Origin of the sequence: Levilactobacillus parabrevis ATCC 53295 (genome assembly GCF_001434055.1) — a bacterium.
Lineage (GTDB): Bacteria > Bacillota > Bacilli > Lactobacillales > Lactobacillaceae > Levilactobacillus > Levilactobacillus parabrevis.
Genome location: NZ_AZCZ01000005.1, coordinates 1 through 26,041, shown reverse-complemented (window position 1 = coordinate 26,041; position 26,041 = coordinate 1). Strand labels below are relative to the sequence as shown.

Sequence of the window (26,041 nt, the reverse complement as noted above, 5' to 3'; positions counted from 1 at the left end):
ATATTCCCTTCTCGTTACATCCCTATTTTGCTAGTGAATAAAGTAGCGTTCGATATCGTTCCAGGTCACCAGTAACATCAGAATCACCAGGAAGCCGACACCGACCAGCGTAATCCCCGCTTCCACGTTTTCGGAAAGGGGCTTGCGCCGAATAGCTTCAATAAAGTTCAATAATATTTTACCACCATCTAAGGCAGGAATTGGTATTAAATTGACAATTGCCAAGTTGATCGACAAGAAAGCCAGGAAGTTCAACACGCCGACCAGGCCAAATTTAGTGGCTTGAGAGGTCGTTGCAAAGATCGCGACTGGCCCACCCAAATCGTTCAGACTAAAGTGACCGGAAACCATACTCCAGAGCGCCCCAAAGAGCGCCTTAGTCATCGTCCAGGTCTGTGTGAACCCGGAAGCTAAAATGGCCCCGATATGCTTGTTCTGTGCCTGGGTAATCCCAATCATCCCAACCGTTTTACCGTTGGACTGCTCGCCCTTTGGTGTCAACGTCAGCGTTTTCTGCGTGCTACCGCGTTGAATGACAACCTTGGTGGCCTTGTTGGCCCGTGGTTGAATGGCCGTACTCAATGATGTCCAGTCCCTGGTCTGTTTGCCATTCACGGACAGGATCTTATCATTGTTTTGGATACCAGCCTTCTTGGCGATGGACACCGGTGAGCTTGCCACTTGGATTTGATTGGTCCCCATGGCGACCCCGCCTTGCACAAATGACATCAGCATGAACGTCACGATAGCCAAGATGATGTTGTTCATCGGCCCGGCGAAGTTGGTCATGAGACGCCGACCTAACGAAGCTGCTTGGAATTGCACATCCTTGGGCGCAATCTGCAGCTCGGTACCATCGGTCTCAATAATGGTCGCATTGTGCGCGACCGGGTAACGTTTAACCTCAGACTCATCACCATTTTCATAACCCTCGATCCAGAGTTCATCCTCCAGATCAGAGCCGGTGATTTCGACTGGAATCCCGTTAAACAACGTCGACTTTTTGCTAGCATTGATCCGTTCGACCTGATCATCCTTGCCTAAATACAGGCTGACCGGTGTCCCAGGTTTAATTTCATCCTCGTCGTCCTCGGCACCCGCCATGCGGACGTACCCCCCGACGGGTAATAGACGGACGGTATAGGTCGTCCCATCCTTCCCGCGCCGGTAAAACAACTTGGGACCCATCCCAATAGAAAATTCTCGGACCAAGATCCCACCACGTTTGGCAAAGTAAAAATGCCCAAATTCGTGAACGATGACCAGAATCCCAAAGACGATAATAAAGGTAATAATCGTTGTAATCACAGCTGTCGTCCCTTCTAATGTTCGACGCAATCCTACGTTTTTTTAACTGCTGTATAGCATACCTTAACCACCCCAAGGGGCGCAAGCGAACAGCAAAACTTAAATCAGGCCAAACAAATGAATGACTGGCAGAACTAACAGTAAGCTATCAAACCGGTCCAGAATGCCGCCGTGCCCGGGTAGAATCTTTCCGGAATCCTTAACGCCGTAGTACCGTTTGAGGGCAGATTCCACCAAGTCACCGAACTGACCAACGACGGAGAAAATCAGCGTTAAGATGATCATGACAACCAGACTGTAGTGGCCAATTGGGAAGAAGTACCAGAAGACACTCCCGACAATCGTGGCTACCAACGAGCCGCCAATCGATCCTTCCCAGGTTTTATTGGGACTGATATGCGGTGCCAGCTTGTGCTTCCCTAATTTCCGACCGATCATGTAGGCTCCAGAGTCCGTGGTCCACACGATGAACAGCGCGTACAGTAACGCCACGAGACTAACGGCCCGGGCTGCGATGAAGAAGTGAAAACCGATCCCGATGTACAGCATACTCAGGGTAATCATCCCGGCATCGTCAAATGAGAAACGATTCTTGGAAACCACCGTCCGTAACAATAAGAGCAGGACAAACAAATAAACGATGTACCAAGGATCTAGGAAATGGGGCAGATCTGCCCACCAGCCTTGTGGTGCAATGACCAATAAGATTCCGATACCCGAAATAAAGGCCTCCGGACTCACTAACAATTTTTTCCGCATAATTAAGACTTCTGACAAGGCCACAAGACCCAGTGCAAAGGCAGCAATGTCGACCCAGATACCCCCTTCAACGATGATGGGGATAAAAATAATCAGGGCAACGACCGCCGTTATAACCCGTTGTTTCATATTACAAACTCCTCAATGTTCTCAATTTTTAGTCGTATCAGTCGCGGGGTTAAGCCCGCCAAAGCGCCGATGACGCTGCTGATACGTGTAAATAGCTTGTTCTAGCGTTGCTTGATCGAAGTCCGGCCAATGTTCTTGCATGAAGACAAACTCGCTGTAGGCGACCTGCCAGAGCATGAAATTCGACAACCGTTCTTCACCACTGGTCCGAATCAACAGATCGGGATCGGCTAACTCGGCCAAGTCTCCGGTCATCAACTGTTGTCCGAGCATATCCGCCGTAATATCCGTGGGCGCCAACTGGCCGGCCTGTACTTGTGCCGCCAATTGCTGCGTTGCCGTGACCAGTTCGGCCCGACCACCATAGTTCAACGCGAAGTTCAGCACCATACCGGTACAGTCGGCCGTATCCGCAATCGCATCGCGAACTGCTTTTTGGGTCGCCGCTGGCAACTGATCCGTGTAACCCATGACCTTTACCCGAATATTGTTCTTCACCAAATCGGGAACGAATGTGCCAAAGAAATCGACCGGTAACTTCATGAGATAGTTGACCTCAGTAGATGGTCGCTTCCAATTCTCCGTGGAGAAGGCATACAGCGTGAGCACCTTGACGCCCAAGTGGCTGGCTGCCTTGGCAACCGTCTTCACCGTATTCATCCCCTGCTTATGGCCGGCAATCCGGGGTAAATGTCGCTGCTGGGCCCACCGTCCGTTACCATCCATGATAATGGCGATGTGGGCCGGAATATTTTGTTCGTCCAACTGGCGCTCCGTGACCTCGCCCGTGGCTTGATCTTTATTTAAAAATGAAAACACTGCGCACCTCCGTTGATTCTAGGTTCATCTCTACAACCTCTCATCATAACAAAAAAAGAGCCGGGAAACTATCCCGGCCCCCAAATTGAGCAAATCTTTAGCTTTTGACCGGAATTACTCGATTAACCGCCATTCACCGCGCTTAGCGTCAACCAACGTCCCGAAGTAGCTCAAGAGATTGTTGGCATCGTCAGCACTGGTTTGACCCAAGAGGTTCAAGCCTTCCCCAGTTGGCAGTGGATCTGAAAGATCAGTAATTTCGTTACCATTAGTAATGGTAGCCTTAGAGAACGCTACGATCCAGTCGTCCCCAATTAATTGCGTAACGACGAAGAATAAGTTGAAATCGTCACTAACGTATGCAGGTTGGGCATAAACGCCGTCCTGAATCTGTTCCAATTCGGCCCCGTTGTAGTTCAACACGGAAATATTTTCAGCATTAACTGGGTTGTTCAGACGGAAAACCATCTTCCCAAATTCCTCAGTACCGGGGGTGATTTCAACGTTATCTTGGTTATTTTGGTTATCTTCTGCCATTTTTAAACGCTCCTTACTCAGTTGGATTAGTCCGTTAAGACTTCTTTTTCCTTGTCAGCCGCAATTGCGTCAACACCCTTGATAGCCTTATCCGTTGCTTTTTGGACTTGGTCCTCCAAGTTGTGTAAGTCATCGTCGGTGTAATCGCCGTTCTTGTGGCCCTTCTTAACGCTGTCCATAGCATCGCGCCGGACATTCCGGACAGCGACCTTGCCTTGTTCAGCGGTAGCCTTAACTTGCTTGGCAATTTCCTTACGCCGTTCTTCGGTCAGTTGTGGAATCACTAACCGCAGTGCAGTCCCGTCGTTAGCTGGCGTGATCCCCACGTCAGATTCCAAGATACCCTTTTCGATATCTTCGAGGGCGGACTTGTCGTAAGGTGTCACCATGAGTACCCGTGGTTCCGGAATGGTGATAGATGCCACTTGGTTCAATGGCGTTTGGGCACCATAGTAATCCACAGTGACCCGGTTCAAAATGCTAGCATTGGCACGGCCGGCACGAATCGTTCCGAGTTCCCGCTTCAAAGCTTCTTCGGCTTTTTTCATCCGACTTTGTGCATCTGTAATAATCTGATCTGCCATATCTATTTTCCCCTAACTGTAGTCCCGATATTCTCGCCTTCAACAACCTTGCGAATGTTACCACTCTCATTGAGGTTGAACACGACAAACGGGATATCATTATCCATCGAAAGCGAACTAGCCGTCGTATCCATGACGTGCAGGCCCTTGTTGATGATGTCCAATTGCGTTAATTGGTCAAACTTAACGGCATCCGGATCCTTGTTAGGATCGGCGGAGTAGATTCCATCGACCCCGTTCTTAGCCATTAAGATGGCATCAGCGTTGATTTCCGCCGCCCGTAAAGCAGCCGTCGTATCCGTTGAGAAGTACGGACTTCCCGTACCCCCAGCAAAGATAACAACGCGTTCCTTCTCCAAGTGCCGGATGGCCTTACGCCGAATGTACGGCTCGGCAATCTGCCGCATCTCAATAGAAGTCTGAACCCGCGTTGGTACGCCAATCGACTCTAGGTTGTCTTGTAAGGCTAACGCGTTCATGATGGTCGCCAGCATGCCGATGTAGTCGGCTTGGGCGCGTTCCATGCCCATTTGCTCACCAGAGACACCACGCCACATGTTACCGCCACCAACCACAATAGCGATTTGAATGCCCAAGTTATAGACACTCTTAACCTCTTCCGCTACGGTTTTAATCACAGGCGGATTAATCCCAAAACCCTTGTCGCCGGCCAAAGCCTCGCCACTCAGTTTCAGCATAATCCGTTTATACTTTACGTCCGCCATTGTGTTTCCTCCTATTGTATTCTGACAATAATTCTATCATATTCCCCGGGCTAGTGATAGTCAGGGGTTACGAATTACCACATTTCGCTAAAAATATATGAAAAAAGCGTAGCCTCCAACCGGAATCTACGCTTCTTTACTGAAATTAGCCGTTGATTTGGTCGTTAACTTCCTTGGCCAAGTCACTCTTAGGCTTTTCGATACCTTCGCCAACTTCGTAACGTACAAAGTTAACTAACTTGCCACCCTTGCTGGCAACAAATTGGCTGACAGTTTGGTCGCCATCCTTAACGAATGGTTGGTCAGCTAAGCTGATTTCGGATAAGAACTTGTGCAGACGGCCTTCGACCATCTTTTCAACGATCTTTTCAGGCTTGCCTTCGTTCAAGGCTTCTTGCTTCAAGACTTCACGTTCGTGAGCCAAACGGTCAGCTGGAATGTCGTCCTTAGAAACGAATTCTGGGTTGATCGCAGCAACGTGCATCGCAACGTCCTTGGCAGTGGCTTCGTCAGCACCTTCCAAGACAACTACGGCAGCGATTTGGCCACCTTGGTGTAAGTATGAACCGAATACTTGACCGTCAGTCTTCTTCACAACAGCGAAACGACGTAATTGAACGTTTTCGCTGGTGATTTGCGTCGTCTTAACGATAGCGTCGTTTAACGTGTCGCCATCAGTCGTCTTCAATGCTAAAGCAGCATCCAAGTCAGCTGGTTGTTGTGCGGCAATCGTGTCAGCAACCGTGTCAACCAAAGCGTTGAACGTGTCGTTAGTGGCCACGAAGTCAGTTTCAGAGTTAACTTCGATGATGGCAGCAGTGTTTCCACTAACCTTCACCCGAGCTAAACCGTTAGCAGCAACATTGCCGCTCTTCTTCTTTGCCTTAGCGATACCCTTTTCACGCAGGAAATCGATGGCTTTGTCCATGTCACCTTCGGAAGCAACGAGGGCCTTCTTAGCATCCATCATCCCAACTTGGGTCTTGTCCCGTAATTCTTTAACTTGTGCTGCAGTGATTTTGCTTGCCATGTGTAATGGCCTCCTTTTGAATTCATCTAATTCCGCAAAAAAGACTGACTCAATCTCAGGCCATTATCGGTCCTAAACATTAAGCCAGCCTAAGGTGCTTTAAATCTTATATTTGGAAAGTGTCAGAGTGACACCTTGCATTTAATTACTTGTTGTCGCCTTCAACGGCGTTAACGATGTCTTCCATCGAGTTGTCAGAAGCAGGCTTGTCGCCCTTCTTGTCAGCTGACTTCTTACCTTCGAACGTCTTTTCGTTGACTTGGTCTTCACCTTGACGGCCTTCAACGATAGCGTCAGCCATCTTAGAAGTGATCAAACGAACGGCACGGATAGCGTCATCGTTAGATGGGATAACCACGTCAATTTCGTCTGGGTCAGTGTTCGTATCAACCATAGCAACGATCGGAATGTTCAACTTTTGTGCTTCGTGAACAGCGATTTGTTCCTTGCGAGGGTCAACAATGAACATAACGTCAGGGAGCTTAGGCATATCTTCGATACCGCCTAAGAACCGTTCCAACTTGTCTTGAGACTTCTTAAGTAAGGAAACTTCCTTCTTAGGAAGAACATCGAAAGTACCGTCAGTAGCCATCTTCTTCAAATCTTTAAGACGCTTGATCCGAGTTTGGATGGTTTCCCAGTTGGTCAAAGTCCCACCTAACCAACGGTGGTTAACGTAGTATTGACCAGCACGGGTAGCTTCTTCTTCGATAGAATCTTGAGCTTGCTTCTTAGTCCCAACAAACAGAACAACGGCGCCCTTAGCAGCTTCGTCCTTCATGTAGTTGTAAGCAGCGTCAATCAACTTCACCGTCTTTTGTAAGTCGATGATGTAGATACCGTTACGTTCCGTAAAGATGTATTGCTTCATCTTAGGGTTCCAACGACGGGTTTGGTGACCAAAGTGGACACCGGCTTCGAGCAGTTGTTTCATTGAAATAACAGCCATGATAAAATGCCTCCAAATAGTTTTTGATTTCCTCCCCCACGATCAATTGACTAGAGAACTCGCAAGCGAGCACCCCTCCGGTCATCACGCGAGGTGTGAATTGGCGCATACGCACCGAAAGTAATTATACAAAACTACTGGCGCTAACACAAGCAAAAGTTAACAATTCCTGCGATTAATCCCCCGATGGGCTGAACTGATGGGAGCAGCGCCTTACCGGGAGAGGCAAATCGGCCGGGACGCGGTGGGCGGACGCCTAAAGCCAAAAATCGGTCTTTAGGCTTGGGACTAAGCCTCTGAGAACCAAGTCTTAGCCCCACCACTTATCTAAGCGGCGAGCCGCTAAGGTAAGTCCCACGGCTGAGCCAATTTGCCTCTCCCTCACGGCTAACATCAGTCCAACCCACGCTATCCACTCTGCTGTATACAATTGTAAGTCCACATAAGCGTCATAGTTTTTAAATATCATTTTTCCATCTCCGCCTGAATAAAGTCTGGAAGTCTTAATCGGTTTGTAAATTCGTCGTAAGAACAAAACTCTTACTGAAAATGGAAAGCTCAGTGCGACCAGAAATACTTGGTAACCGGAGGCCGCCAGGGGTGGCGCCAGCCGTGACAATGGCGTTAGTACGGGTGGGTCTTCCCCGTTCTTACGGCATGGGACGATCTTGGAAACTCGCCGGTGTTTTCGAGGTTTCAAGTCGAGGTAAAAGACCGCCCTATGGCTTTTACTGGTCTCCACAGCGGCAGAACCCCTGACGGCCGCAGGTGGACAACAAGCCTTAAATACTTGCTTTCCCCAAACGTAGCCGCGTCCCAACTGGATACCACCCAAGTCTCAGATTCATCCCTGTCAGCCGTGAGGGTAGGCAAAGGAATTGCCGTAGTGGCGCACCTTGCCGCTTAGGCAATTGGTGACCTTGAAACTCGTTTCTCAGAGGTTCAAAGTCAAGCCTGGAGACTGCCCTGTGGCTCCGGGCGTCCGCCCACCGCGTCACGGTCTATTTTACCTACCCGGCAAGGCGCCTGCAGAAAACAATCTCAGACCTTACGTTGCTTTTATTTCCAGTTATGGTAAACTGCTTAGGCATAACTGAGGAGGAAACGAATATGATTAAAGCGGTCGTCTTCGATGTCGATGACACGCTCTATGATCAAAAAGCGCCCTTCGAGGCCGCCCTTGCGCCGATTTTAAATCTGCCGCAAGATTTTGATCTTAATGTGACCTTCCAGACTTACCGCCAGCAAAGTGACCAGGCTTACGCTCAGGTTGCTGATGGCCGGTGGTCGCAACAGGAAATGGCCGTTAAGCGGCTCAACACCGCGCTTTTAGCCCAGCAATTGCCCGCGGTCGATGTCCAGTCAGCGCTTGATTTTCAACGCGCCTATACCACTGGGCTTCGCCAAATCGAGTTGTTTCCCGGACTGGAAACAGCCCTCGATCAACTCAGCGAGCAGTACCAATTGGGTATTATTACGAATGGCAATACGGACGCTCAGCTTGCCAAAGTCATGCAGCTCCAGATGCACCGATGGTTGACTAGGGACGCCATCATCACCTCGGAGGAAGCTGGCTTAGCCAAGCCTGATCCCCAGATCTTCACGTTGATGAACCGCAAGCTTAACCTGCGGGCGAGTGAAGTTGCCTACGTTGGCGATAATTACAGCATGGACGTCAAAGCCGCCAAACAGGCCGGCTGGCACGCCTTCTGGTTTAATCATCGTAACTTAGAGATTCCAGACGGGCAGTGGATTCCGGACCAAACGGTGACGGATTCGTTCGAGTTGCAGGACTTACTCCTGGCGCTCACAGCTGCCTGTTCGGAAGCCTAAACGTTTCCATTATAAAAGCGTCGCGCAAATTGCGTGACGCTTTTTTCGCCCAACTAAGCTTAGAAAGCAACCTCGTTTTCAGCCTTGCCAGTTTCAATCAATTGTTTGTTATTGTTCAATGCAAACTGGACCATGTTCTTAACGGCCGTCCGGGTGTAGAACGCGATGTGCGGACTAACCAGAACGTTCTCACGTTTCAACAAATTCTTCAGCCGTTCGTCTGGAATGGCGTCAAAGCTACCGAAGTCGGCGTTAAAAATACCAACTTCATCTTCGTAAACGTCCAACGCCGCCCCAGCAACTTTACCGCTATCCAGAGCCCGAATCAGTGCATCCGTGTCAATCAGCGCGCCCCGAGCCGGGTTCAAGATCCACACACCGTCCTTCATCTTGCCGAAGCTTTCATCATTCAGCATGTGGTTGTTGTCCTTGGTAGCTGGTGCGTGCAGAGAGATCACGTCGGCTTGGGCGTACAGTTCGTCCAAGGTATCCACGTAGATGCCCTGCTTTTCCAACTCTGGATTGTGGAAGACATCGTAAGCAATGACTTTTGCGCCAAAGCCTTGGTAGATCTTCATGGCTGCTCGACCGATCCGGCCAGTCGCCACAACTCCCACCGTCATTGAGTTGAGTTCATCGGCAATGTCCGGTGCCCAACGCAGGTCACCATGGGCTTGCTTCCGTGCAAACGTTGGTGCCCGCCGTAATAACTGCATCAGTTGTGATACCGTAAATTCAGCGATGGCTTCCGGTGAATATGCCGGAACGTTGGTTACCTTGAAGCCGTTGCGTTTAACCGCATCAGCATCAACGTTGTCGACCCCAACATTTCGCAGAGATAAATTCGTAATACCATCGGCAGCTAATTGGTCTAAGACCGCCGCTGTGTAAGGCTTTTGTTGGTAAACCACTGCCCCGTCATAACCCTTGGCTAAATCAACCGTTGATTCGTCTAGTAATTCACTCACGGCTTTAACTTCGATGCCCTGGTCCTGGGACCATTCTTCTAAGTAAGGTCGTTCATCGTCACGGATGCCATAAGCAATAATTTTCACAGTAAGTTCCTCCTTCGCTTGTCTGAAAAATAACATCTACTACCCGCCACAAGTGTACCATAGTCCTTACCATTAAAGGGGGAATACGCCTACTTTTCGACGGAAATCCCCTGCGCCTTTAAGAACGCTAGCTTCCGTTGGCGGGACTGGTGTTTGAAGGCCCACTCGGCGTGGAGCGCATCGTGTTTGCTATCGAAGGACTGGCTAAATAGCACCTTCAGTGGTCGGTGGACCTTTGTATACTTAGCGCCCTTACCGGCAACGTGGGTGGCAAAGCGCTTGGCAACGTCAGTGGTGAATCCGCCGTAAAGAGAGTTGTCCGCACAGAGCAAGACGTAAAAGTAATATTTTTTTGTCGGTTCTTCGCTTGTTTCCTTAGTCGGTTCCATAGAGTAACGCCTTCACTTCTGGAGAATATTCGCCGTGCCCGTCATACACGATCAGAGGGTCTAAGAAGCGTAATCCCCCTGGCTTACCGTCCTTGATGGCTTCGACCAGGACCATGTTGGCTTCCTTCCCCGGTTTGGGATGAACCAGACGAATCCGTTTCGGTGCCAACCGGTGGGCCGTCATCAGGTCTAGGAGCTGAAGCAAGCGGTCTGGTCGGTGGACGAAATAGACTTTGCCATTCATCTTCAACAGGCCACTGGTCGTCTGGACCACCGTGGCGAGTGTTGTCGTGATTTCATGCCGTGCGATTGCTAGATAGCGATTGGGGTTTTTCTGACTATCTGGCAGGTCCTCAAAGTACGGTGGATTGCAGGTCACCACGTCCACCGAATCCTTAGGAATCCACTGATTGACCTGGGCCAAGTCGCCCTCGTAAACGGTGACCCGTTCCGTGAGGTCGTTCAACGCCACGCTGCGCCGGGCCATATCCGCCAGCCGCGGTTGAATCTCGACTTCGGCAATCTTGCCCCTGGTCTTACTGCTCATGAAGAGTCCCACGGCCCCGTTACCGGCACACAAGTCCACGGTCTGACTGGACTGGCGCGGTGGGAGCTTGGCAAAGTCGGCTAGAAGGACTGCATCCAACGAAAAGGCGAAGACCTCTGGACTCTGGATAATTTGAATATCTTGGCTATAAAGCTGGTCGATTCGTTCACCGGCCTGTAATTCTGGCGTGGTCATGACTGCCACCTTCTTTCATTTTTGGTTAAGATTACTTGCAACCCCGGCAGTTTTTTTGCATACTAGATTCATTGAAGATTCGCTGCGAGAGGAGCACGACTTATGTTTTATTCGTTTCTGCGGAATGTCATCCGCGTTATCTTATTCATCGTAAATGGAAAAGCTAAATATCTCAACCGTGAAAAATTACCAGATGGCCCCTATGTCCTAGTGGGGCCCCACCGGACCTGGTTTGATCCTGTCTACTTTGCGCTGGCCGCCAGTCCCCGGAAGTTTAGTTTCATGGCCAAGGAAGAGTTGTTCCAAAATTCCATTTTCCGATGGCTGCTCTACCATGTCAATGGTTTTTCGGTAAATCGTGACCATCCGGGCCCCTCGGCGATCAAAACGCCAGTCCGAATTCTACGGAAAGGTGACCTATCCCTGATCATGTTTCCCTCAGGTTCCCGCCATTCGCAGGAACTCAAGGGGGGCGCGGCCGTCATCGCTAAGATGGCAAAAGTGCCACTCGTCCCCGCTGTCTATCAAGGTCCCCTGACCTTCAAGCGACTGTTCTCCAGAAAGCGCGTGACGGTGGCCTTTGGCGATCCAATCACCATCGACCGCAAGCTGAAGCTGGATGAAGCCGGTCAAGCTGACATCGAGCAACAGATGCAGGCCGCCTTCAACGCACTGGACAAGCAGATCAATCCGAACTTCGAGTACGTGGATGTTTCTGGTGAAAAGGAAAAAGAAGACCACCAAGATTAAATTGAAAGCCATCATGACTAGGACGTTGCTAGTCATGATGGCTTTTTTTGCTACCGTTGCTTAAGCAATAGACCGACTCAAGCCACGTATTTTAGATTCCATCTGAAACTAATTGCCCATTAAAACGAATCTTTGGCCTATTACTCTAAATCATGAGACAAATTCCGGGAAAATTACATTAGTACTAAGTGAGGGGCTCTATTCAACCAGCTGCTTTCGAACAGTCTAAAAAAGGCAGCCAACTCAGAAGCGAGTTGGCTGCCAATAGTGACGATTAAATTGACGACAACTAGTCGACGTGCGCCGCGTTCTGCAGCTGAATCATGTCGTAATAGTACCCGTGTTGTTGCATCAGCGAATCGTTGGTTCCACGTTCCACAATCTTACCGCGGTTCAACACCAGAATCAGATCGGCATTTTGAATCGTCGACAACCGGTGGGCAATCGCAATCGTCGTCCGGTTTTCCTGAATCCGGGAGAGTCCCGTCTGAATCATGGTTTCCGTTTCGGTATCCACGTTGGCTGTGGCTTCATCCAAGATCAGGATCTTAGGGTCGGTCACCACCGTGCGGGCAAACGTAATCAGTTGCCGTTGTCCAGCAGAGTATTCCGTTCCCCGCTCCAGGACTGGCGTTGCGTAGCCTTCTGGCAACTGATCGATGAACTCGTCAGCCTGCACAAAGTGGGCCGCACGTTGCACTTGATCGTCCGAAATATCCGGATTGAACATCCGAATGTTGGTCTGAATATCCCCGTAAAACAGCTGTGGTTCCTGGAGCACTAACCCCATCTTCGTCCGTAACTCTTCGGCGGGATACTCGCGAATGTCACGGTCATCGATTAGGACCTGACCAGACTGGAATTCGTAGAAGCGCATCAACACGTTGATCGTTGACGTTTTCCCAGATCCGGTTTGGCCAACCAACGCTACCGTCTGGCCGGGTTCAACGACGAACGACACGTCTCGCAGGACGGGATGCTCTTCGTCATAAGCAAAGGTCACGTGGCGAAATTCAACCTTACCACGAGTGATCTTAGCGTCCGCTACGGGATGTTGCGCAGGCGCTAACGTTTGATCATCGACCACGCGTAGGACCCGTGAACCAGCCACCATTCCGTTTTGAAAGTCGCTCAGGCTGTCCATCATGTTACTCATTGGACTGTAAAAGTTATTCAGGTACGTGATGAACGCGTAAATAACCCCGGCAGCAACGACTTCGTGCAGACCGCGCATCCCAAACATTCCCAACACAATTACGGTACCCAACGCATAGAACAGATTAATGATGGGACTCAACAGTAAGGAGTTCGTCCGAATCATGGCCTTACGGGTATCGTAGTAAGCCTGGTTAGTCGTTTCAAAGTTAGCTGCGGTTCGCCGTTCTTGCCGGAATTCCTGAATGACACTGATCCCGGTAATGGCCTCGGCCAGCTTGGTATTCAATTCACTCAGTCGTTCCCGCATCCGCCGGTACACCTTGGAGCTATAACGCTGGTAATACCAGATCGTCACACCCAAAAACGGTACCAACACTAGTGTCCACAGCGCTACCGTCACATCGGTGAAGTACATCGCCGCAAAGGACGAAATAACCGCAAAGATAGCTAAGATCAGTGTGTTGAGCAACGCCCAGAAGTTAGAGAACGTCATGGTGTCGTTCATCAACCGTGAGAGAATCGAGCCCCCCGGCGTCTGGTCGAAGTAGCGCATCCCCTTTTGGTGGAGTTGACTAAAGAGCTTGCGGCGGACATTTTCCAGCATGTACTCCGCACCCATGGTACTGGTATAGTTCTGCCAGAACTGCATGAGCGCCCGTGTCACCATACCGAAGAAGTATAGCCCGGCGAACATCCACATAATCGCAATTGTCGCGTTACTGGTCCGCAGATAGCGGTCCATGTACGTCTGCAACAGCCACGGTAGGAAAACGTTGATCCCACTGATGACCGCCGACAAGACAATCGACCCAATGAAGAACCACTTATACGGTGCCGCAAACTTCAGCAGGCGTTTGATGACCGTCCACTGCTCCCTGGTCGTCATGCTATGGGCCCATGCAGATTCGTGCTTATCAGTCATCACTAACGCCTCCCTTCACTTGCGTCTCTAATTGTTGTTGATCAAACATCCGTTGGTACCATCCGTGAGCCGCCATTAATTGCGCGTGAGTGCCGCGTTCGACGACCTCACCGTGATCGAGTACCAAGATTTCATCGGCCCCCATTACGGAGCTCAACCGGTGCGCGGAAATGATGGTCGTCTTGTTGGCCCGTTCGGCCTTCAGGTTCGCCAAAATTTCAGCCTCGGTCTCAGCATCGACAGCTGACAAGGCATCGTCCAAAATCAGCAGTTCCGGATTGATCAGGAGGGCGCGCGCAATGGCCATTCGTTGCCGTTGCCCACCAGATAAGGAAATCCCTTCCTCACCCACTTGGGTATCGTAGCCCTCAGGTAACTGCGCAATCTGACCTGACAAATCGCTCTTAGCTGCGGCCGCTTCGACCTCTGCTTGAGTCGCTTCTGGTCGGGCAAAGCGAATGTTTTCGAAAATGTTTGAGGAGAAGAGGAAACTCTCCTGAGGGACGTAGCCGATAGCAGGTAAGTAACTATCCAGCGCATAATCCTTGATGGGATGGCCGCCGAATTGAATCTCACCATCGTAGGCGTCAAACTCCCGCAGAATCAATTTCATAATCGTTGATTTCCCAGCGCCGACCCGCCCCACGATTCCAAGGGTCTTGCCCGCCTGCAAGTCAAAGTCAATCCGTTGGAGACTGGCTCCGGCATCATCGGGATAATCAAAACGATTGACGTGGTAACTTAACGTCCCGGTTGGGCGCGTCTTCAAACCGTTGACTCGGTCAATAATGTGAGTCTTCTGGTTCAACAGTTCCATGACTCGGTCATAACTGGCGTTCCCCCGTTCCATGGTGTTGAACAGCATCCCCACGGCAAACATCGGCCAGACCATCATCGCTAAATAGCTGATAAAGGAGACCAAGTTTCCAATGGTAATAACGTTGTGGGTCACAAACAAGCCACCGAGCACGATGGTCGCCACGTAGGATAATGAGATCACCAACGTAATTGCCGGATCAAACAACGAGTCTAACCGGTTCACACGCCGGTTGATCTTAATCGTCCGCGCAACCTGACTATCGAAATCAGCCACGTCGGCATCCTCTTGTCCCAAGGCCTTAATGACCTTGATGCCGCTGATACTTTCCTGAGCCTTGTTGTTCAGACGTGAGAAAGCCGCCTGTGACGATCCAAAGGCCCGGTGAATCCGTTGTCCGAGGAACCACGAGATGACGGCAAGAAAGGGAAATGGAATGATGGCAATCAGGGTGAGCCGCCAATCGATCAACGCCATCATGGCGATCAGGGTCGTGCCCCCAGTAATGATGGCATCAGCGAACTGGAGAATGCCCCCACCAGCCACCCGTTGCACGGCTTCCAAGTCATTGGTCGCGTGGGCCATTAGATCCCCCGTCCGGTAATGTTGGTAGAATTCACGATCCATCACCATAAAGTGACTGAACAGCCGATTCCGTAAAAGTTGTTCCAGGTGAGCAGCGCCCCTCCAGATGGCGTTACGCCACATATAACGCGTGGCATACTGCCCCAAGGCAGCTAGGGTAACCAAACCCAAATCGATGGCTAAGAGCCGCCCGGTCATGGTCTGCCCGTGAATGCCGTCAACCATGTTCCCAATGATTCGCGGCGGAATAATAGCAATGATGGCCGTTAGAATCAAGCCAATGATGCCGACCAGATACGTTCGCCATTCTAGACGAAAGTACCAAGCCAATTTACGAAAGATACTCACGAACGTCCCTCCTTTAAGATTAAAATATGATTAAATTGTAACAGACTTTCCAATTTTACAGAAATTAAATAAAAATGCAAACAAAAAACTCGCCCCCATGGAAACTGGAAGCGAGTCGTCAGTAAAACCCGATCTACTTTTTGTTGTGTGATTGTTGTTGCATCGCATTCATCATTTGATGTAACTTCCGTTGAGATGGTTTTTGTCCCATTTGCAACATCATAGCACGCAGTTGATCTTCGTTAATTGGCGGATTGTCTTTCAGGTAGTTTTCCATGTACTTACGGGCACCGAAGAAGCCTCCAGCAGCACAGCCAAGGCCGACAACGATGACGATAATGATCCAGATCCAAGTTGACAAGGTATTCCCCTCCTTTATAAAGTCATTCAGTTTACAATTTTACACAAACTTAACGCAAAATAAAAGAGCGAATCCATTAAAAAGACTCGCTCTCGCAATTAATTGTCCCGTAAACCCTTTTCACGTTGGATATTACGGACCTTTTCTGGCGTAACTTCCTTACCGCTTTTATCGTAAACCTGCATCATTTCGACCTGACTCTTAAAGCTGGCCCGGAATAACTTCAGGTACTTCTTCCGTAAGGTTGCCCGTTCCGCCGTTTCAGCAGGGGTGAGGCCTTCACTTGTTTTGGCCTTGTGGGCCAGTTCGTTGATGCGAACTAATAAGGTGTCCATCGTTTCTTCAGCCATGAACAATCCTCCTTTAAGTTTATTTTTGAATTTGGGTCATTACGCAGCCGCGATTTCAACATCGCACGACCACTTGATTCCCACGTCACATTCCAAATGAAACTTTGACGATCATTGCCGTCGCCATTTCAAGACAAGCCCTATCATATCAGGGTTAATTTCAAATTTCAATTATCCGGCCGCAAACAACACGATTTTAGCGAATTGATTGCGCCTTTAGGCGAAAAAAAGATGCTGTCCAAAATAATCAACCTCCGCCAGCACCTCTGTTCGCCGCAACACTAGCGATAACTGATTAGCTAGTAATCCCGTAACAGCAACGTTTGTCGATTGACCATCTGCATAATCTTGCCAACCCATAGCGTCACAAATATATTAATGTCTGAATTTACCCGAACATCTGTTTGAAAACGCCGGAAACCTATGCTACACTATGGTTAAACTATACTACGAATGACGAACGAGGTGGCAGAAAAAATGAGTAAAGCTTCTGAAAGTAAACAGTTAGCCGTCCTACGCTTCATTTGGGAACGGGTCAACGAAAAAGGGTATCCGCCGACTGTCCGTGAGATTGGCGAAGCCGTCTCTCTCTCCTCAACCTCTACGGTGCACGGCCACATCGCCCGCCTAGAAAAGAAGGGCCTGTTGACGAAGGACCCGACAAAACCACGGGCCTTAGAAGTTACCCCCGCCGGATTAGAAGAACTGGGTGTCCACGAACAACAGACTCGAATTCCCGTTTTGGGTACGGTTACGGCCGGAGAACCCATCCTGGCGGTTCAGGAAGCGACCGACTACTTCCCGGTTCCCCCAGAATTCGAGCGCGACGACGATCAACTCTTCATGTTGACCATTCGCGGCGAGAGTATGATCAACATTGGCATTCTTAATGGCGATCAGGTTATTGTCCGCCGGCAACAAAATGCCGATAATGGCGATATTGTGATTGCCATGACGGAAGAAAATGAAGCAACGTGCAAGCGTTTCTTCAAAGAGGCCGATCACTTCCGGCTACAACCAGAAAATGATACCATGGCACCAATCATCCTCAACAACGTTAGCATCTTAGGTAAAGTTGTTGGCCTGTTCCGCGATGACGTCCACTAACTTTAGACTTAAAACGGCTCCCCGTCACTGACTAGGGAGCCGTTTTTATTTGTTCAGCTTATTTAAGTGTGCTTTAGATCACTTTACCGTGGTAATGACTTTCGGGCAAGGTTGAAAAGTCGTAGGCCGCCAGAGCTTCAGCCTCCTGAACGTAAGCGTGCAGGCCCTCAGCAATCATCAGGTTCAACGTGGTATCTTTCTCGTGAAGAATCACTACTGGCTTCTTGCTGTGAAAAGCGTAGCCAATTTCGAATGCCGTTCCAGAGTCCACCTGGTCATCAACAAAGTCGACCATGCCAACCACAACGTCGGCTTGATCAATCTGGCTCACGTCCATTTGGAATGTTTGCGTTGCCCATTCAGGTGTCCCCATTGTTAATCCAGGAATTTCGCTCTTCCGGGGGCTGAAGAAGTTTGTCACGCGGGGGTTAGCGGCTAAGGCCTGTTCCACCCGTTCAATCCGTGAAATCTGCTCATCATCAAAGAATGGTCCTGCTAAATAAACGTTGGTCACACTAATCTCCTCATTTCTATCTTATGTGTTTTATATTATACCGGAAAGGTTAACCATTAGCGACTACATTTTAATTAATATTCGGTTATAAAACGTTGTGGGTCCCTAATTTAATTAATTTATTAATATTATTCGAGTTTAACGGTTTCAGGTAACCCCTTTCACGATATAATTGTTTCATGCTATACTGAAAGCAACAGAAATTGGGGGGATTCATCATGATTCTTGGATTTGCCATTATGGGCGGTCTAATCACAATAATTGCGGCGTTTTCACTCGCCACGGCAATTCAACACGGTGACTCAAAAGTTGGCTCGATTATCCTAATGACGCTGGCCCTCTTGGGAACCGTCTTCGCCATTTGGAAGTTGCCCTACTGGTCTCAGGACAACACACCGGCGACTCACACGGCTATGCAGAGTCAGATCAGTTCGCAGTCGGGCAAAGCCTTCTCAGCCAGTTCAAGTGGTGTGACTCAGGCCGACAATGAACAAAGTGTTAAGCAACAGTTGGCAAAGGCCCTGACAAAGTTGGGGGACGTTACCTTTGACAAGTCCAGCAAGACCTACACACTGACGGTCACCAACAGTGATCTGAAGCAGACGATCGCGGCGCTGAATAAGAAGCCGAGCTTGGCCAAGCAAGCCAAGTGGCCCCGCTTCGTCACGAACTTCACTAAGACTAGTGGCTCGTTGGAGAAGTCACTGGGTAAGGGCTACACCTTGCAAATCAGAGTGGGCAAGCAATCTCCTGTCCTGGTGTTTAAGGATGGGTACGTCGTTAAAAATCAATTTGAATAAACCAAACGCTCCGCATCTTAAGAAAGGTGTGGAGCGCTTTTTTAATTGGGTCATACAAAATGCTATTGTTCGCGGTATTGACGCTGCTGGTTTTGCCGACCAGCGAGGTAGTACTGGGCGGTCTCTTCACCCACTGGCAGTTGAACATCGCGGCTGTCATTGCTCAATTGGGCGTGATAAATGTCTTCATATTCAGCGACACTCACCCGTTTGCGCTGGGCAAGTAACGTCGTCAGGGCGACATCATCAAATCCTTGTTGATAGTTGGGTTGGAGTATGCCACTAAAGAATTCCCCTTCGGCACCGGAACCATAACTGAAGAATCCTAGACGCGCTCCCGATGCCAACTGCCCATGCCGAAGCAGTGACAATAGGCTGAGATACAGTGAGCCAGTGTAAAGATTACCCACATTTCGGTTATCTTCTTGGCTAGCCTCAAAGGCTGCTTTCAAGCTTTCCTGCTGGTCTGGTTGGGCTTCGGGCAGGATCTGGCGAAGGCCCTTGCGCCCCATCTTAGTAAATGGTAAATGAAAAACAAAGGCGTTAAAGTCTGCGATGGTGCGATCGGTTTGCTGCTGATAATCAGCCCAGACTGTCTTGAAGAAGTCGAGGTAAACGTTGGTGGAGTATTTACCATCAACCAGAGCTTCGGTTCGGTAGGTTGGCCGCCAGAAGTCCATCACGTCTTCGGTGTGATAACTGCTAACCCCATCCAACGCCAAGATTTGCGGATTGGCCGTCACCAACATAGCAACCGCGCCACCACCCTGAGTCACTTCACCTGCCGTACGCAGACCGTACCGCGCCACATCGGCCCCGATAACCAACACTTTGGCCTGGGGATGGACTCGAACGTAATCGGCGGCTAGTTGCAAGCCAGCTGTGGCTCCGTAACAAGCCTGCTTCAATTCAATCGCTCGCGTCTGTGGTGACAACCCAAGTAGATGTGCGAGGTAGACCGCACTGGCTTTAGAGTTATCGATACCCGACTCCGTCCCAAACAGAACCATTGCCACCTCAGCCTTTAGATTGGACGTCAGAATCTGACTGGCGGCATTGGCAGCCATCGTCACGATGTCTTGTGTCGGCGGAATAACAGCCTGCTTCGATTGACCGATTCCAATCAAATATTTATTGGGGTCCTCTCCCCGCACAGTGGCCAATTCGGCCATATCTAGATACAAGTCTGGCGTGTAGAACCCGATTTTATCAATACCAACACTCACAGTCATCAGTTATTTCCTCCTACGTTAGGCTTTATGTATTATACAACTTTGGTGTTACATCGTCGTTCAGGAGTGTTCATGACGTCTAGTGTCAGATTAGTGAACAACCCCCACCATTTCGCTAACTCTCATTGTACTACACCATGGTCGTTCACCGACGCTCCCCAATCGAATCTCTAAAAAGTCTTAACCTATTCGACGCAAAAATACTGACATCCACGCTGAACATTGCCTAAATTTAGGGGGTGTTTTCAGCACAAATATCAGTATTTGTATGTTACAATCTCACGTATTCTAGTCTACCACTACAGCCTTTACAGTAGCTTCTTGTATCTAACAATATCTTATAATTTATGATCCTTTAGCTCTTGAAGGACAGACCGCAACTTTTGCTTCGTCTCTGAACTAACTTTAGGATATTGGGGGTTCAGGCCCTGTAGCCGATCGATCAGGATATTGGACACAATCAGCCGGGCCACACCCTTGTCATCGGCTGGGATCAAATACCACGGACTCTTCTTAGTTGCCGTGTTTTCCAGCATCTTGGTATAGGCATCCTGATAATCATCCCAGAAGGCCCGTTCTTGCATATCGCTCGGGACAAATTTCCAGTTCTTGCTAGGCACTTCGATGCGTCGTTCGAACCGGTGTGTCTGTTCATCCTTGGACAGATGCAAGAAAATTTTGATGACTTCAAAGCCTTGGTGTCGTAAGTATTTTTCATAATTCTTCAAATCATGGTACCGATGATCCCAGAATTTATCATCAACATCCGCCACTGAATTGATGCCTGGTAAATGTTGTGTGGTTAGCATCTCTGGATGGACGTGACTGATCAAGACGTCTTCGTACTGGGAGCGGTTAAAAATCCGAATCTCTCCTCGTGAAGGCAGGGCTTGGTTAACCCGCCACAGAAAGTCATGGGCTAATTGCACGTGAGTCGGCTCTTTGAAGCTGACCACGCTCGTCCCAGAGGGATTCAGCCCGCTAAAGACGTGTCGAATCAAGCCGTCTTTCCCGGCGGTATCCATCCCTTGCAGGATCACGATAACCCCGTGCTGCTTCTGAGAATATAGCCGGGACTGCAAGTCACTCAGTGTCGCCACGTTGGCGTCCAATGCACTGTTGATAACGGCCTGATCTGGCCCCTTCTCAACGTGCGTTGCCAACTGCGCTAAATCAATCGATTTCTCACCCGTATAACGATAACTGCTCTCAGTACTCATGCACATCATCTCCTAATATCTTTCACCTTAGCATGCTTGCCTAACGGATTCCAGCGAACACACACACTTTTTGCAAAAGTTGCGGCAAAATCTTCGCGTTCTATTTTCAAGCTTGATATACTGAGGATGTAAACACTTACTTGATCAACGGAGGCCTAGAAGAAATGAAGAAATTTACGGCATATTTTGTGCGTCATGGTCAAACGATGTTGAATCACTACAACAAGGTTCAGGGCTGGATTGACTCCCCCCTTACAGCTAAGGGGCGGGCCGATGCCAAGCGTGCTGGTCAACAGCTCAGCAACATCCCTCTCGCCGCTGCCTACAGCAGTGACTCTGGGCGGGCCATTGAGACGGCACGAATCGCACTCAGGGAAAATCCAGATAACATGAACATTGTGACTTACCAGTACCCCGAATTTCGTGAACAGTGTCACGGCTACTTTGAAGGCAATGACTTGAATCAGATGTGGCAATTCGTTGGCGCCCAGGTTGGCCTGACTTCCGAATCAAAGGTGCTCGGCACTTACGGCTTGGAAAAAGCGCGGGACCTGATTCACCAAGCGGACTTGTACGGTGAAGCTGAAAGTAACGACATGTTCTGGGAACGACTCGACCGCGGCTTTAACAAGCTACGGGAAAACTCCAAAGATGGCGATCAGGTCATGGTCGTTTCTCACGGAATGACAATTCGGTCAATCATTGACCGCTACGCCCCCGATTTGGATGAAGGCATTGCGACGATCAATGGGAGTATTACCAAGCTAGAAATCACCGATGATGACATTCACGTGGATTTCTTCAACAAAACTGATTTTCAATCCTAAATTAATTAGAGGAGGACGACGTCATGAAAAATATTCATCGTTCTATGAGTAACCGGGTCTTCGCCGGCGTCATCGGTGGAATTGCCGATCACTTCGACTGGAATCCCGGTATTGCCCGCCTAATTTTCTTCTTACTGGCAATTACCCCTATCTTCCCGGGAATCATCGTTTACTTGATCCTGTGGATGGTCATGGGTGATCCCGAATAATCGACCAAAAGTCCGAGTAAATTCGGGCTTTTTTCATGCTTAAAAATAAAATAATGAAAACGCTATCAAAATATTCACAATTCGATTGACGTTGCGGAAAGGTTAGTCTACAATTTGAATTAACAACTCGTTATACCCGTTATAACCTGGACGCTTTAAAAAACTCAAGGAGGTTCTCTACCATGGCAAATTCAGAAAAAACTTTAGTATTAGTTAAACCGGATGGTGTTGCGGAAGGACATATCGGAGATATTATTTCACGGCTCGAAAGAAAGCGCTACCAAATCACTGCGTTCAAGGTGGTCAACGCAACAACTGACCAATTAAAGCGGCACTACAGGGAGCAAGTCGAAAAGCCTTACTTCAAGGAAATCGAGACCTACATGCAGGAAGGTCCCCTCGTTGCGATCATTGTGACCGGGACTGACGTGGTTAAAGCTGTTCACAATTTAGCGGGTAAGACGCGGCCTAACGACGCCCAACCCGGAACGATTCGGGGCGACTTTGCCCACGAATACCCAGATGGCATTCTGAGAAACATCGTGCACACCGCTGACAGTCGGGAAAACGCGCACCATGAGATTGCGATCTGGTTCCCAGAACTCGCCGTAGCTGCTCACCAAAAAGTGACGACTAAGGAAAAAGTTGGGGCAAAGTAAGCACACCATAATTGAATGATTAATGTAAACGCTTGGTAAAGTTTGCCAAGCGTTTTTTCTTGCCCACACACCTAACGACATCCTTTTTACGAACACGCCTTTTCAAGATGCTTCTCTGCTACCTATCACCAGTAACCGGTTATACTTAAATTACGACAACTAGGCAAAATCTTTACTTATAAATTAGTTCTGTTATATAGGATTCATAAGAAATAAATATATCTGTAATGGTTTTGACTTCTTAACGGACTACACTGTTGGTAATCAGAAAGGAGTTAGCCCTATGAGTGATCTATTTATCAGCTACCAGTCAGCCGATCCACTAGCCCATTCGTTTTACGAGCAACTCTGCGAGTGGACCCAACGCGATTGGGCGTTTCCCACCATCAGTTTTCATGAACAGCACTTGTCCGCTAAGTTTACTGGGTTGCACGCTGCAGCCATCAAACGCCAGCTCAGAAAAGAAATTAAACGTTCCCACCGGCTTCTAGTCATCATTAGTCGAGAGACCTGGCAATCGGAATGGACCGATTGGGAGATTGCTACGGCCCGTCAAGAAGATAAGCAAGTTTTGGCAGCCAAGTTGGATAGTACCAATATCTCACCGCTCAGTCTGTTAGAGACTGCCCCCGCATGGATTGACCCATTTGATCCCAAAGTTTTAGCGGATGGCGTAATTTAAAAATACGCTTGCAATTATGGTCATTATTGGTAAAATATATGAGTAGTGACTTGGAGAGTTGGCAGAGTGGTAATGCAACGGACTCGAAATCCGTCGAACCGGCTAATACCGGCGCGCAGGTTCAAATCCTGTACTCTCCTTACCTAAATAACGTTTTTGGGAACTTCAAGTTTGTCCTTGAAATTCCCTTTTTTTTGCCGAAAATTAATCAGATTAGACACCACCCGAAAAAGTATATTATACTAAATAATAATCATTTCATTTAGAAAGAAGAATTTTCATGTTCAAACTCATCGGCCTGATCCTCATCATCATTGCCTTAGGAATTGCCCTCTACAGTTATTTTCTTGCCAGACATAATCAATAGATTCAGGCATTCATCACCCCCGAGAGTGGGACAAAAGGCGGTTAGCTGGCAAGCATTAAGGCCGCTAACCGAATAATCCCGAACTTGGATTGTTTGGTTAGCGGTTTTAAGCGGAACCAGCTGCCTTTTGGCGCACGTTTCAACCATATAATATTGAGATAAGCAAAGAGGTCTGGGATTTTGTCCCAGTCTCTTTTTTTATTTTTTACCATTTTTTGCTTGCCAAGCTAATCATTTTAATGCATAATATAATCATTAACTAATCTAATCCATTAGTTAATCAATCCATTGACGTTACTCCCAGGTACTTTTATCGTCAGTGGATTAGCGTTAATCGACTAGCGTCACCACATATTGCCTGCTGCCCCCGACCATATCGAAGGAGGTAACACCCATGTATAAACGCCTACTCGTTCCACTCGATGGCTCCAGTAACGCTAATGAAGCGCTCAAGACCGCGATTGACTTGGCTCAGGACTGGCATGCCAAATTGATTCTTCTGCAGGTCATCGACATTACCCAGTTCTCCGCGCAAGGCCTGGGTGGTGGCTACGCAGCCGTAATCAAGAGTCTCCGCGATACCAGCCAAGAAATTTTAGAAGCGGCTCGTGATCACGCTGAAGAAGCGAATCTGGAAGTCGCGATGCTGGTACGCGAAGGCGCGCCCAAACAGGTTATTGTAGAAATTGCTAACGCCGCAGATAGTCAAATCGACCTCATCGTCATGGGTAAGTCTGGGACCAACGCGTTCTCCCGCATGATCGTGGGTTCCACGACGAATTACGTGGTCCAGCACGCTGAACCCAACGTTATCGTCGTCAACGACCTACCCGAACCGCACGAGTAGTGTCGATTCAGCCTTAAGTTGTCAACTAAAGTTTGCAGAGAGGTCCTCCCCTCTCTGCTTTTTTGTGTTTCAGAAGCTTTACACTAAAAACATTATATTTAATTTTGCTTTCATGAAAGAAATCACGCCAAGCCCCTTTTCTTCCATCCGCCGCCCGGGCTATAATGGACTGACGAACAATTCATAGGAGGCACTTACTTTGAAACAAACCCAACCTCGTTGGTTCTTGATTGGCATGATGCTGATCGCCGCCAACCTCCGTTTACCCATCACTATTATTCCACCCTTACTCCCCAGCATTGAAAAATCTCTGAATCTTCCCAGTTCGATGGCTGGACTGATTACGTCGATTCCGCTAGTGACCTTCGCTATCTTTTCACCGATCATCGTGAAATTAGCGCAACGGTGGGGCAACGAGCGCACCGTCTTTGGCCTCTTTTTGCTACTGATCATCGGAACCTACCTCCGAATCATCCCCACCTTACCAGCCCTGCTCTTTGGGACATTTCTGGTCGGCATTGGGATCGACAGCGGTAACGTTCTGGTCCCCGCTTTGATCAAGGAACATATGCCTTACAAGATTCGCCTGGGAACGAGCCTGTACACCCTGTCGATGCTTCTCGTCGGGGCGATTGGAACCGCCGTTTCGGGAATCCTGATCTCTCGAACCAGTCTTGCTGCGACTCAAGCCTATCTCGGAATCATCAGCATCATCGCCATCTTTGTCTGGTTTCCAAACATTCGTACGAAACGTCAGGAACCACTGACCGACGAGCAACGTTCCCACATTCCTCACTACCAGAGTGTCTGGCACCAGCCCCTAGGGTGGTTGATTACCTTATTCTTCGGGCTCCAGTCATTAGTCTACTATGCAATTATTACCTGGATGCCATCGATTCTAGCCGTTCACGGCGTCTCGACCATCACGTCCAGTAATCTCCTGACATTGCTCCAAATCAGTGGCCTACCGCTCTCATTTATGGTGCCGCTTCTCTTCAACAAACGCCACGGCGTCAGCATCCTACTGAGTATCATGACACTAGGATATGTCGTCGCTCCGCTCACGTGGCTGATCGATACCAACTCCGTTCCCTTTCTCACTATCGTCTCGTTAGTCACTGGTCTGGGGTCCGGAGTGGCCTTTAACCTCGCTATTATGTTCTTTACGGAGAAGACGACGAACCCTTACCAAACAGCCGCCATCTCGGGGATGGCCCAGTCTGCCGGTTACCTGCTGGCTGCGGTCGGCCCGATTCTCTTTGGTTACCTGCAACAGTTCAGCGGCTCCTGGATGCCGGTGATCTGGCTGCTGGTCATCTTTGCCACGGCACTGACCACCACGGGAATCATCGTCCACCGACGCGGCATGATTAAAAATTAAACAGCTTCAACCAACAATATTCATTCCTCGATTTAAAATTGAAGTG

28 protein-coding genes and 1 tRNA gene are annotated in these 26,041 nt (G+C 49.0%); 11 read left to right on the top strand and 18 right to left on the bottom strand.

Annotation, left to right across the window (positions count from 1 at the left end; translation table 11 throughout):
* Positions 1-30: 30 nt before the first annotated feature.
* From rseP to rpsB, 8 genes are all read right to left on the bottom strand, one after another.
* Positions 31-1,308 (bottom strand): RIP metalloprotease RseP, encoded by a 1,278-nt coding sequence (gene rseP / locus FD07_RS02200; RefSeq protein WP_020088589.1) that lies wholly within the window; start codon positions 1,306-1,308, stop codon positions 31-33.
* A gap of 99 nt (positions 1,309-1,407) precedes the next feature.
* The gene (locus tag FD07_RS02195) at positions 1,408-2,196 is read right to left on the bottom strand and encodes a phosphatidate cytidylyltransferase (RefSeq protein WP_020088590.1); all 789 of its coding nucleotides are present in this window, start codon (positions 2,194-2,196) and stop codon (positions 1,408-1,410) included.
* A 21-nt stretch (positions 2,197-2,217) separates the two neighbouring features.
* A complete protein-coding gene (locus FD07_RS02190) occupies positions 2,218-3,015 on the bottom strand; it encodes an isoprenyl transferase (protein WP_020088591.1) in 798 nt (265 codons plus the stop codon).
* A gap of 114 nt (positions 3,016-3,129) precedes the next feature.
* The gene (locus FD07_RS02185) at positions 3,130-3,552 is read right to left on the bottom strand and encodes a hypothetical protein (protein WP_020088592.1); all 423 of its coding nucleotides are present in this window, start codon (positions 3,550-3,552) and stop codon (positions 3,130-3,132) included.
* A 26-nt stretch (positions 3,553-3,578) separates the two neighbouring features.
* On the bottom strand, positions 3,579-4,136 hold the full coding sequence (gene frr / locus FD07_RS02180) for a ribosome recycling factor (RefSeq protein ID WP_020088593.1): 558 nt from the start codon (positions 4,134-4,136) through the stop codon (positions 3,579-3,581).
* A 2-nt stretch (positions 4,137-4,138) separates the two neighbouring features.
* Entirely contained in the window at positions 4,139-4,861 is a 723-nt protein-coding gene (gene pyrH, locus FD07_RS02175; RefSeq protein WP_020088594.1) for a UMP kinase, read from the bottom strand.
* Between the two features lie 145 nt (positions 4,862-5,006).
* The gene (tsf, locus tag FD07_RS02170) at positions 5,007-5,891 is read right to left on the bottom strand and encodes a translation elongation factor Ts (protein ID WP_020088595.1); all 885 of its coding nucleotides are present in this window, start codon (positions 5,889-5,891) and stop codon (positions 5,007-5,009) included.
* 145 nt (positions 5,892-6,036) lie between these two features.
* Complete coding sequence (gene rpsB / locus FD07_RS02165; RefSeq protein ID WP_020088596.1) at positions 6,037-6,840, bottom strand: 30S ribosomal protein S2; 804 nt, start codon at positions 6,838-6,840, stop codon at positions 6,037-6,039.
* 1,110 nt (positions 6,841-7,950) lie between these two features.
* Here rpsB and FD07_RS02155 point away from each other — a divergent pair.
* Entirely contained in the window at positions 7,951-8,673 is a 723-nt protein-coding gene (locus FD07_RS02155; protein WP_020088598.1) for an HAD family hydrolase, read from the top strand.
* 59 nt (positions 8,674-8,732) lie between these two features.
* Here the strand turns inward: FD07_RS02155 and FD07_RS02150 are convergent, their stop codons facing one another.
* The 3 genes from FD07_RS02150 to FD07_RS02140 form a co-directional block, all read right to left on the bottom strand.
* Positions 8,733-9,728 carry a D-2-hydroxyacid dehydrogenase gene (locus FD07_RS02150; RefSeq protein ID WP_020088599.1) on the bottom strand — a complete coding sequence of 332 codons (996 nt, stop codon included), beginning with the start codon at positions 9,726-9,728 and terminating at the stop codon, positions 8,733-8,735.
* 89 nt (positions 9,729-9,817) lie between these two features.
* Entirely contained in the window at positions 9,818-10,117 is a 300-nt protein-coding gene (locus FD07_RS02145; protein ID WP_020088600.1) for a GIY-YIG nuclease family protein, read from the bottom strand.
* Entirely contained in the window at positions 10,104-10,859 is a 756-nt protein-coding gene (locus FD07_RS02140) for a tRNA1(Val) (adenine(37)-N6)-methyltransferase (RefSeq protein ID WP_020088601.1), read from the bottom strand. Before FD07_RS02140 ends, FD07_RS02145 begins: the two co-directional genes overlap by 14 nt.
* A 102-nt stretch (positions 10,860-10,961) precedes the next feature.
* Here FD07_RS02140 and FD07_RS02135 point away from each other — a divergent pair, with 102 nt between their 5' ends.
* A complete protein-coding gene (locus tag FD07_RS02135) occupies positions 10,962-11,609 on the top strand; it encodes a lysophospholipid acyltransferase family protein (protein WP_020088602.1) in 648 nt (215 codons plus the stop codon).
* Between the two features lie 289 nt (positions 11,610-11,898).
* Here FD07_RS02135 and FD07_RS02130 read toward each other — a convergent pair whose 3' ends face one another.
* From FD07_RS02130 to FD07_RS02115, 4 genes are all read right to left on the bottom strand, one after another.
* Positions 11,899-13,689, bottom strand: coding sequence for an ABC transporter ATP-binding protein (locus tag FD07_RS02130; RefSeq protein ID WP_020088603.1), 1,791 nt, complete (start codon positions 13,687-13,689; stop codon positions 11,899-11,901).
* Positions 13,682-15,439, bottom strand: a complete 1,758-nt coding sequence (locus FD07_RS02125; RefSeq protein ID WP_020088604.1) for an ABC transporter ATP-binding protein — start codon at positions 15,437-15,439, stop codon at positions 13,682-13,684. Before FD07_RS02125 ends, FD07_RS02130 begins: the two co-directional genes overlap by 8 nt.
* A gap of 133 nt (positions 15,440-15,572) precedes the next feature.
* A complete protein-coding gene (locus FD07_RS02120; protein WP_020088605.1) occupies positions 15,573-15,800 on the bottom strand; it encodes a YneF family protein in 228 nt (75 codons plus the stop codon).
* Positions 15,801-15,898: 98 nt separating this feature from the next.
* Positions 15,899-16,150: a DUF896 domain-containing protein gene (locus FD07_RS02115; protein ID WP_020088606.1), complete on the bottom strand. Its 252-nt coding sequence runs from the start codon at positions 16,148-16,150 to the stop codon at positions 15,899-15,901.
* 477 nt (positions 16,151-16,627) lie between these two features.
* Here FD07_RS02115 and lexA point away from each other — a divergent pair, with 477 nt between their 5' ends.
* On the top strand, positions 16,628-17,257 hold the full coding sequence (gene lexA, locus FD07_RS02110) for a transcriptional repressor LexA (RefSeq protein WP_020088607.1): 630 nt from the start codon (positions 16,628-16,630) through the stop codon (positions 17,255-17,257).
* Between the two features lie 73 nt (positions 17,258-17,330).
* On the opposite strand, the gene FD07_RS02105 is transcribed toward lexA, so the two are convergent.
* Positions 17,331-17,771, bottom strand: a complete 441-nt coding sequence (locus tag FD07_RS02105; RefSeq protein WP_020088608.1) for a nucleoside 2-deoxyribosyltransferase — start codon at positions 17,769-17,771, stop codon at positions 17,331-17,333.
* Positions 17,772-17,989: 218 nt separating this feature from the next.
* On the opposite strand from FD07_RS02105, the gene FD07_RS02100 reads away from it, so the two are divergent.
* On the top strand, positions 17,990-18,571 hold the full coding sequence (locus tag FD07_RS02100) for a hypothetical protein (RefSeq protein ID WP_020088609.1): 582 nt from the start codon (positions 17,990-17,992) through the stop codon (positions 18,569-18,571).
* A 62-nt stretch (positions 18,572-18,633) separates the two neighbouring features.
* On the opposite strand, the gene FD07_RS02095 is transcribed toward FD07_RS02100, so the two are convergent.
* Together FD07_RS02095 and FD07_RS02090 are read right to left on the bottom strand one after the other, a co-directional pair.
* Positions 18,634-19,803 (bottom strand): hydroxymethylglutaryl-CoA synthase, encoded by a 1,170-nt coding sequence (locus tag FD07_RS02095; protein ID WP_020088610.1) that lies wholly within the window; start codon positions 19,801-19,803, stop codon positions 18,634-18,636.
* A gap of 338 nt (positions 19,804-20,141) precedes the next feature.
* Complete coding sequence (locus FD07_RS02090) at positions 20,142-21,023, bottom strand: PPK2 family polyphosphate kinase (RefSeq protein ID WP_020088611.1); 882 nt, start codon at positions 21,021-21,023, stop codon at positions 20,142-20,144.
* A 164-nt stretch (positions 21,024-21,187) separates the two neighbouring features.
* Here FD07_RS02090 and FD07_RS02085 point away from each other — a divergent pair, with 164 nt between their 5' ends.
* From FD07_RS02085 to FD07_RS02055, 7 genes are all read left to right on the top strand, one after another.
* Positions 21,188-21,850, top strand: coding sequence for a histidine phosphatase family protein (locus FD07_RS02085; protein WP_020088612.1), 663 nt, complete (start codon positions 21,188-21,190; stop codon positions 21,848-21,850).
* A 23-nt stretch (positions 21,851-21,873) separates the two neighbouring features.
* Positions 21,874-22,059 carry a PspC domain-containing protein gene (locus FD07_RS02080; protein ID WP_020088613.1) on the top strand — a complete coding sequence of 62 codons (186 nt, stop codon included), beginning with the start codon at positions 21,874-21,876 and terminating at the stop codon, positions 22,057-22,059.
* 182 nt (positions 22,060-22,241) lie between these two features.
* Positions 22,242-22,718, top strand: a complete 477-nt coding sequence (ndk, locus tag FD07_RS02075) for a nucleoside-diphosphate kinase (RefSeq protein ID WP_020088614.1) — start codon at positions 22,242-22,244, stop codon at positions 22,716-22,718.
* Positions 22,719-23,001: 283 nt separating this feature from the next.
* Entirely contained in the window at positions 23,002-23,400 is a 399-nt protein-coding gene (locus FD07_RS02070; RefSeq protein WP_020088615.1) for a TIR domain-containing protein, read from the top strand.
* A gap of 52 nt (positions 23,401-23,452) precedes the next feature.
* Positions 23,453-23,540 (top strand) — tRNA-Ser (locus tag FD07_RS02065).
* 621 nt (positions 23,541-24,161) lie between these two features.
* A complete protein-coding gene (locus FD07_RS02060) occupies positions 24,162-24,614 on the top strand; it encodes a universal stress protein (protein ID WP_020088616.1) in 453 nt (150 codons plus the stop codon).
* Positions 24,615-24,813: 199 nt separating this feature from the next.
* A complete protein-coding gene (locus tag FD07_RS02055; RefSeq protein ID WP_020088617.1) occupies positions 24,814-25,995 on the top strand; it encodes a CynX/NimT family MFS transporter in 1,182 nt (393 codons plus the stop codon).
* Positions 25,996-26,041: the final 46 nt, after the last annotated feature.